The sequence below is a fragment of the bacterium (Candidatus Blackallbacteria) CG13_big_fil_rev_8_21_14_2_50_49_14 genome, assembly GCA_002783405.1.
In the GTDB taxonomy this organism is placed as follows: domain Bacteria; phylum Cyanobacteriota; class Sericytochromatia; order UBA7694; family UBA7694.
Genome location: PFGG01000006.1, coordinates 1 through 8,147, shown reverse-complemented (window position 1 = coordinate 8,147; position 8,147 = coordinate 1). Strand labels below are relative to the sequence as shown.

The following is an 8,147-nucleotide window of genomic DNA, read 5'->3' as shown; positions in this document are numbered from 1 at the left end:
CTTTATCCGAAAGGCAACACGCATGTCCATGTGGCTTAACCTTGAGTCGCGATCAGAATGCTGCACGTGTGATCTTAAACTGGGCATTAGAGAGTACCAAGGGTAGGGAACCTGCCCTGTGTGGAGAGAAACTTTTCTCTGTGAAGCACGAAACTCCCTCCATACCCATGCGGGTTGGAGGGATGTAGTTCATTTTCAGGTAGGCTAGATCTCTTCCCAGATTCAAGCTTGAACTGAGCGGAATAGAGTACGCTTCTGTTTTTGTTGTATTATTTTCAGTTTCACAGGGTTTAAGTTACAGAGCAATTCCCCACTCCAAACTCACAAACAAGCAAGACTTCAGGGGCTTGGGAGCCCCTGAAGTCTTGCTTCAAAAAAATTTAAAAAACAAATTTCAATCTAAAAAACAAATAAAATAAAGCCATTTATATGATTTTGCTTAAAAACAAGCTATTTACTAATCCGATCAAATTCAAAGCAACAAAAAAAAGAATTGGCGTCCTGTTCAATTTTTTAGGACGGGATGAAGAATCATACGCTATGATTATTAAATAAGAAACAAGTGGGATTTTGTATGGATTTTAAACTCTTGAATTCTGCAGTCAAAACCTTACAAAATGGGGTGGGTGCAGAACACAAAGAAACATCCGAGTTGAGCGCTTTTCAAGGATTTTGTTGTCTCTTATTGGCTGAACAGGAAGGTTTTCAAAACCGTGAACGGCTCAAAAAAGCAGCCGATGCCTTTGGTGCCAGTATTCAATTTAACCGAAAAAATCCAGACCCCTATCTTGGGCTGGCCTATTTATTCATATGGATCAATGAGCCCGAAAGTGCAGCTGCCTATCTAGATGCGGCGGCGGAACTGGCTCCAGATCATCCAGACCTGACCCTTCTGAAGCAATGGATTCATCCCGCTACGTCTCGAACAGTCGCTCATGATGTTGAAACTGACGGACACTATGAGCTGCTTGAGCATAGGATTTCAGACTATCTTTTCAAATTAAACCCGACCCATGCCATTCCCTCCGTTGATCCCGAACGTTACTTAAAACTTCAGGAACAACATCGCTTTGTCTCTGACGCTTTACAGACACTCAAAGCTCAAATTTCTGACTTACAGGGAGAAATAGATACTTTTGATCTTGAAATAAAGCTTGACCCGCTCTACAAGCAATTGAGAGCCTTTGAGATTGCGCTCAAAATTTCTCAAACGTATCTCCGTTTACGCACTCAAATAATCAAAAACTGTGAAGAAGTCGACAGATTAGAAACACAACTGGCGCATGAAAGCAACGCAGAATCAATTAAGATTTTGGAAGCTAAAATCGAAATACTTTTGGATCAATGTGATGCCATCGCAGACCAATTGGATGAATTTGATAAAAATGGCCATGATATCAGCTCAATAGAAAAATACTACAATGAATTGTGTGAAAAAATTGAAATTCTTCAAGACTCTGTTGAAGATACACTTGAACGCTTAAGTAAGGGAGTAAATTAAACATGCAAGGCGCAGCATCCTTTGGAAGAGTCAACTCCATTGTTCCTACAACTGCCCACGAGATACGCAGCAAAGGCAAAGAGGATATTGCCTTTCGCTCAGTCTCCCGAACTGAAATGCGAACCCTTGAAAACAACGCTCAGACAACCTCCACATCGCTCAAACGAACGGGCTGGAAACTCTCTACGGAAACGACTTCAACTCCCAAAGCCCTGGGCAGTAAAGAACAGATTGACCTCTTAAAAGCCAAGATAGATTCCGTCAAATATAGCTCAGAAGAAAACCACCAAGAAAACAACCCTTTAAGCAAACCGGCACCCAGCACACTTTCTACGATCAGTGCCTATGGCAAGTGGATTGGCAAGGGAATGATTCGAACGCTCGAAACAATCACTGTAATCCCACTCGCCTTTGATAAAGGCGCACGCAAGGATCTGAAAGATTTGATGAACTTGGCCAAAGAAAGTATGAGCCAAACCCTTCATAATTCTGACGCCTATGTGGGCAGCGACTATATCCGGACAGGTCAAACCCTCTTGCAACAAGCAGATCATCTTGAAGAATCTGTTGCCCATTCTAAACCCAAAGAGGAATTTAATATGCGCTTGGATTTGGCGGCTGCCAAACAAATGCATGAAACCCTTACAGCCAAACTCAACCCAACACCTGAAGATACCCGCGAAATCAACCGACTGGATGAAAAAATCCAGTTCTTGGACTCACATCTTGGCAAAGTAGATTCTCTTCGCCAAAAAGCCACACAACTGAGACTGGAAGGGCAAAATGCGATTGCTCTGGGCATGAAAGTCCGGGGTGATAAAAGTGAACTTGCCACAAAATACATCGGTTATCCCGCATTGGTCACAGGCTCATTGGCCAAAACCACCTTTACAGCCGTTCAAGCAGGCACTGGTCTGGCAAAGGGCAGCGGGGTTGAAGTCAGCTTGAAAGTAGGAGCTGGGGCATTGGGGGTTTCTACCCAAGCCTTGCAGGTCACAGGGATTGTGGGTGCTGGGGTCAGCATCGTGATTGACAGTTATGACTTTTATAAAACCTCAAAATTGCACAATAAGGAACTCAACAAGGTTGAAATGGCCGAAGCCCTTTTGACAGATCATGCAGGCCGCCTCGATATGGCAGCCAAGCTCGATCAGGAAGCCTCCCGTCTTGAACAGACCGGGTTTAAAGGCAGCATGGCCCGTTTAGGCGCAAAATTGAATCCCTTTGCTTCTCGCTCCAATCCAAAAGAATTACGTGATAAAGCCATCGCCATCCGTTCCTTGAGCCCCGACTTATCTCCTGAAACGCTCAACCCAGCAGTAAAAGCGGTTGTAACCCAGATTAAAGAACATGCAGATCTTGGCAAAAAACGCCTTTCAATGATTAAAAATGTTGTGGGCATTGTAGGGGCTGGGCTTGCGATTGCCGCACTCGCAGTCGCTTGCCCTCCCGCAGGTCTGGTTGTCGCAGCCTGTGTGATTGGGGTAGCAGCCGGTGGAGCAGGTCTCTTGATGTCTTATAATAATTGGAAGACCAGTAGTCAGCGCTTTGAAAATGTAACAGATTTGCGCAAAGGTCTTGAACAAATCGATCTGAAGCAAAAACATATTCAAACTGAATTGACCCAACTCTCCAAACTTCCAGAGGCGCAAAACCCTGAGTCTGAAACCGGAAAGAAAATTGAAATGCTCAGCTCACAGGCAAGAAGTCTCAACGAACTCAAAATCAGTACCACCTTGAATTTATTAGCGGCCTCACCCGATGATGCTGCACAGGAAATTTTCAAACAGGCCAAAGCAGGGGATCCAGCCATGCATTATATTGCAAGAACGGTTCTGGATGTTCCCTATGAAAACTTACCCCCAAAAGTCGCAATCGATGCCCTGGCCAGAGGGATGCATCTGGATGTCAATAAATAGAGGTAAAAATGAGTAATACACTTGAAATTGAAAGCACCCCCTTATCCAAACTTGAAACAATCTTAAACCATATAGGGCTGCCTGCCTATCGAGAAGAAAAGTCAGAAGAAATTCCTTTTGAATACGTCCTGGTCGCATTGGACGAGGAAATTGAAAAAGAACCAGAATATTTTCTGAAATTGGTTTTTATGGAAGATATTTTGAATACCCCAGGGGCTCAAGGCGAGACCATTGAGCATCCAGAACATTTAAACCGTTTTGCAACCTTGCAGATTTATCTTGAAATCCCCCTTCAAATTCCCCAGCAACGCCTGCTGGACACTTATCGTTTAGTTTCTGCTTTGAGCAGCTTGATCCCCAATGGCAGCTTGGTTATAAATGAAGCAGAAGAAAATACCGTGGTTTACTTTAGCCATACCCACCTGATGCGCCCAGAAACACTGGATATAGGACTGGTGGTGGAAATCATTGACCAAACCAAGTTTTTTCTGAATCGCTTTTTACCCCAGATTCAAAGCTTCTCACAAGGTGCGATGAGCCTTTCTGAGATCTTAGAGGAAACTCAAAAGAAATTGGTTTCAGCAACCCAAGCTTAAGATCTCATAGTCTAAACCTGAATACTTTAAATTGGAAGCTTCAAATCCGCGCAAGAACTCGGATATCTGTTTTGCTGAATATAATCTAAATAAACTATAAATACTTAAATTTGAATAGTTTTATTAAAAAAGACACATTAGGTTTGATGGAATTTCTCAGAGTAAGCAATGTTCCCTCAAGGAATATATTTCAAAGCCTGAACTTCTGCAAATGTTTTTTCATCTTCAAATGAGGGGACAAATTCAAATGTTTTATCTGGATAAACAGTTATAGTAGCTGAATACCATTTTGTGCTCAGTCAGGGAATATATTGAATTACAAAGTATTTTCAATTATGACATTTTTACAAATATATCTGGTTATTGTCACATATCTGTACTTATGTGTCATTTTGGTTAAATCATTCTGTTTTTTTTGCTATATTAAGTACTATTGAAATAGAATGATAGAATAATCGAAGTTAAATTTGATGGAATTCTGGCACAAAGAAAGCTGAAGCTAAAGAGGCTAGTTTGTGGATTTTAACCTTATAATTCAGGCAAAGCAAGGCCTGCAGAAAAGTCAAGAACAGCGACATCTTCAATCCTCTCAACTATATGAGAAAGGAAAACAACTTGTTCGTGAAGCTCTTTCTCCGTCTATCAACAAGCACAAGTTAAAGCAGACTGTTGACTGCTTCTCTAAGGGTATTCAGTCAAATTACAAAAATGCAAGTAATTACTGGGGGATGGGGTATTTATTCCTCAGCCTGAATCAGCCCCTGAAATCTATTCCATATATCAGATCTGGACTAGAGATTGAACCCCTGTCCAGCCTGGGGCAAGCACTGATGCGACAAGCTCAGTCAGGTTTGATTCCTGTTGGTAAAAAATCAAAGTTTATTGCCCCTGAAAAGGATGATGACTTTGAACAGCTTTATGAAGATACTGCAAACGCATTGATGCGTTTATTGAAAGAGCTTCTGGCTGAACCATTTTGCACTGCCCCCCCAACACTTGAACCAGAAATTCTTGTTAAGATCAAATCAAAACATGATGAATATCTGGCAAGGCAGACAAAACTGGCCAAAGATATCCAGGTATTGGATCAGGAAATTGATATTTCAGATTTAGAGATTCATGTTGCTACAATTCAAAGAAAATTGAAACAACTTGAAAATAGCTATTCACTTCAAGCTTTATTTTTAGAGATAAATTCACAGATACAAAATGAAATGGAAGCAGTAAACCATCTGATTGAAAAAGTTGAAGGCATTTTAAGCCTAAATAAAACCCTATCAGAAGATAATGAAATTCAGATTTTGATGGATAGATGTGATTTTATTGCAGATAGACTTGATGATTTAGGCTCAAAAAATATAGAAATCACAATATTAGAACAAAGCTATATGAAATATGTTTCTAGACTCGAGTTACTTCAAGATTTGCTTGAAGAAAATTGAAAGGTAAATTATGCAATCAAAAATTGGACCCTCTGTTTCTCCACTGATTCAAACACCAACGGTCAGGGTTTCAACCCCCCTTGTTAAACAAGAAAAAGTACCTGAATCGCAAGCGGTACATTCTAAAACATCGTTTGACAGTTCATCAAAACCAATTTCACCCCCTGTCGCCCAAGATACTCAAACTTTGAAAGCCAGCGTTGATCATATTGATGAACATGATATTGAAGAAATTTCCCATACCATTTTGGCAGATCCAGATATCGCTAAGGAGTTTGGAGCCTCAACTCCTGTTAAAGCTGTGCTGGCATTAGGGCATGATGACACTGTTTTAGGAAGTGCTAAAAGCCTTTCTCAGAAATCTGGATATGTAACGATGTCAATGAGTCAAATGGGTTCATTGACAGCCAATGATAAATTGACCCTTGTTGGCCATGGGGATGCTGATACATTTGGGGGCCTAAAAGCTGAAGATTTGGCGCAACAATTGAAAGACAGTGGTGTAACCCAATTAGGCAAAATTAGCCTTAAAGGATGTAACAGCCTTGAATTTGCCAAACAATTGTTTGCAGCTTTAAAGACCAAAGGCATTGAAGTGGAAAGAATTGCCGGAAGAACTGGTGATGTGGTCATTGCACAAAACGGTCGCACCTTGGTTTCTCATGATGAGCAGCTTTTACACCAAGCCCAGGGCAGCAAGTTTGAAGTGACTGCATCTGGTGTAAGGGACGTTTATGCGGCTCATTCTGTTGAGTCTGTAAAAGCCAAGTCTCAAGAGATTGAAAGCCTTGGGCACAATGGGAAGCTTGGACTAGAGAAAGAAGTAATATACGATCTTGCAAAAAAGTATAAGGTAGCTCCTAACGTTATTGAAAGAATGGCAGATTTTATTGATTATGCAATTAAGAAGCAAATGCCAGAAATAGAAATTATCAAAGTAATACTAGAACATGAAAAAGATTTCCCAAAGGCTGAAGATGCGGCAAATCTTATTATAACTAATATTAAGCTTTCGGAATCTAAACCTATCCCTGAAGAGCAATTTAAATTATTTGTTGATAAATTTGAAGTTGAAAGTTTAGAAGATACCCTCCCTCTTGATAGATTGATACCTATGGCAAATTTTGTTAAAGATGCTTTGATGGATGGTAGATCGGAAAGGTATATATTAGATGTAATTAAAGAACATGATGGCGATATTCCAAATATTGATGAAATTGCCAAAGAAGTTATTGCTAATGTCAAATTATTTGAATTTTCACATATTGAAACTCCTAAGCTTGTCTTTGATGAAACATTATTCAAACCAACCAGTGAAAAAGATCCAAGGCTGCAAGTTCCGGGTCTCTCACTTTCAACCTCTTTGTCTGATGTTTCTTTTTCTGAATTACAAGAGCCGGTCTTAAAATGTGTTTCTGACGCTTCTTTAGAAATCCTTAATTATACTTTCTTTCAAAATGAAGTTGTTCAAGCCATATCTTCTGGAAGTGATTTTCAATTAGGCGGCGTCAAAATGGTTGTCGGTAGCAATGGCTATGTTACTTTTGCCAAAGATGCAATTGAACCCGAATTGAGAGAGCTCATTTTTCCACAGGAGATGCAGGTTTCAGAAAGAACAAATGGTGATGGAGCAACCTATGCTGGTTTAAGAAATGCAGTAGATCGAGTAACAAATAATGGTGAGCATGATGTGGCTTTGGCTCAAGATGTTCAAAATATTTTAAAAGGCAAACCAGCAACCCACCCCCTGGCAGTTTACTTAACCTCTGTTTTAGGCGGTGCAGAGGCAGCACGGAACCCACGCGCCATTCCAATGCTTCTTATGTTTACAGACTTGGTTATTGCAGGAAAAGCAAATTGGGCAAGTGGTCTTGGGCCTGGTATCGACCGCTTGGGAAAGAGAAAAACGCAAGAGGGATATGAAGATGTTGCTTCGTTTATTGGATTTAGTGGAAATATTTCTCAAGCAAAAGTTAAGCAAGACTTAGCACAAAAAGTGCATGATTTGGGAAAGTCTGTTCCTGTCTTAAAAGAAATACTGCCAGATGTTGAGTTTAAGAATAAGCAACCCAAAATGTCTAAAATTCGCTTATCTGCAGGAAAATTAGGTGGAGAAATTCCTCAGGTAGGGCCAGGAACCGCAAGCATAACTTTGGTAGAAGCGATTATGAATGGTGATAAAAAAGTAATTGCCAAAATCGTTCCTGGTTTTGATCCGTTAACAGACTTATCCTCTAATCTTCAAGAATCAGTCACGAAAATTGTGAATAAGAAATTAGAATCTCAAGGAAAAGCTCAGCTGAAGCGCCCAGATGTGCTTGATTTAATTACACATGTAAAATTCGCAAGAATGAAAGAATCAATGCTGGTTATGAGATGGGTTGAACACCAGAAAACTATTGATTCTGAATTTAATTCAGCCCTGAAAATAGCGGGGAAGAATCCTGCCAAAATATCAATCGTTATTCAGGAACAAATTTCAAAAATGTTGCTCTCTAAACTTTAAGAAAATTTCCATGTATGTAATCAATGGCCCAGATATTAAACAAAATATTTTCAGGGTTTTGAGCAGTACATCACAAAAGCCAAAACGCACTTGACCTCAATGCGTCAGCACCATAAAGCTGTAATTATAATAGTAATTCGAAGTACGGGTATGCTCAGGCAGGGTGCGGGTTAGGTTTTGCCC

5 protein-coding genes are annotated in these 8,147 nt (G+C 40.4%); all 5 read left to right on the top strand.

From position 1 onward, the window contains the following. Positions 1 to 574 precede the first annotated feature (574 nt). The 5 genes from COW20_00860 to COW20_00840 all read left to right on the top strand — a co-directional run bounded on the left by COW20_00860 (position 575) and on the right by COW20_00840 (position 7,964). Positions 575 to 1,501 carry a hypothetical protein gene (locus COW20_00860; GenBank protein PIW50939.1) on the top strand — a complete coding sequence of 309 codons (927 nt, stop codon included), beginning with the start codon at positions 575 to 577 and terminating at the stop codon, positions 1,499 to 1,501. A gap of 2 nt (positions 1,502 to 1,503) precedes the next feature. Further along, positions 1,504 to 3,420 carry a hypothetical protein gene (locus COW20_00855; GenBank protein ID PIW50938.1) on the top strand — a complete coding sequence of 639 codons (1,917 nt, stop codon included), beginning with the start codon at positions 1,504 to 1,506 and terminating at the stop codon, positions 3,418 to 3,420. An 8-nt stretch (positions 3,421 to 3,428) separates the two neighbouring features. Further along, positions 3,429 to 4,016 carry a hypothetical protein gene (locus COW20_00850; protein ID PIW50937.1) on the top strand — a complete coding sequence of 196 codons (588 nt, stop codon included), beginning with the start codon at positions 3,429 to 3,431 and terminating at the stop codon, positions 4,014 to 4,016. Between the two features lie 728 nt (positions 4,017 to 4,744). Further along, positions 4,745 to 5,458: a hypothetical protein gene (locus COW20_00845; protein ID PIW50936.1), complete on the top strand. Its 714-nt coding sequence runs from the start codon at positions 4,745 to 4,747 to the stop codon at positions 5,456 to 5,458. A 10-nt stretch (positions 5,459 to 5,468) separates the two neighbouring features. Next, positions 5,469 to 7,964: a hypothetical protein gene (locus tag COW20_00840; GenBank protein ID PIW50935.1), complete on the top strand. Its 2,496-nt coding sequence runs from the start codon at positions 5,469 to 5,471 to the stop codon at positions 7,962 to 7,964. Positions 7,965 to 8,147: the final 183 nt, after the last annotated feature.

Excerpts from the sequence above, each read along its gene's own strand:
- COW20_00860 (PIW50939.1), top strand. The coding sequence starts at position 575 with ATGGATTTTAAACTCTTGAATTCTGCAGTCAAAACCTTACAAAATGGG.
- COW20_00855 (PIW50938.1), top strand. The coding sequence starts at position 1,504 with ATGCAAGGCGCAGCATCCTTTGGAAGAGTCAACTCCATTGTTCCTACA.
- COW20_00850 (PIW50937.1), top strand. The coding sequence starts at position 3,429 with ATGAGTAATACACTTGAAATTGAAAGCACCCCCTTATCCAAACTTGAA.
- COW20_00845 (PIW50936.1), top strand. The coding sequence starts at position 4,745 with ATGGGGTATTTATTCCTCAGCCTGAATCAGCCCCTGAAATCTATTCCA.
- COW20_00840 (PIW50935.1), top strand. The coding sequence starts at position 5,469 with ATGCAATCAAAAATTGGACCCTCTGTTTCTCCACTGATTCAAACACCA.